Source organism: Mesorhizobium sp. M8A.F.Ca.ET.161.01.1.1, from assembly GCF_004792105.1.
GTDB lineage: Bacteria > Pseudomonadota > Alphaproteobacteria > Rhizobiales > Rhizobiaceae > Mesorhizobium.
This window is the reverse complement of sequence record NZ_SRTD01000496.1, coordinates 1-282: the sequence shown is the minus strand read 5'-3', so window position 1 is coordinate 282 and position 282 is coordinate 1. Positions and strand designations below refer to the sequence as shown.

1 pseudogene is annotated in these 282 nt (G+C 66.0%); it reads left to right on the top strand.

The annotated features are described in order from the left end of the window. Positions 1-86: 86 nt before the first annotated feature. Positions 87-206: pseudogene (locus EN804_RS36725) on the top strand (ATP-binding cassette domain-containing protein); the annotation flags it as partial. Positions 207-282 lie beyond the last annotated feature (76 nt).

Here is a 282-nt window from a genome sequence, read left to right as displayed (position 1 = left end):
GAGCGGAACACCGATACGGACACATCGAGTTTTGTGGTGAACGGCCATTCGCTGGTCGCCATCCGGCATCTCGAAGATGAGGAGCCATGTCGGGCGGGCAGCAGCAGCGCATCGCGCTTGCCCGCGCCATCGTCTTCGAGCCGCAGGTCTTGCTGCTGGACGAGCCGCTGTCGGCGCTGGACGCCAACATGCGCGAGGAGATGCGGCCACCTTTCGGGCGGCGTCGGCATCGGCGGCGTGCTGGAGCCGATGCAGGCCGGTCCCACCATCATCGAGGACAAT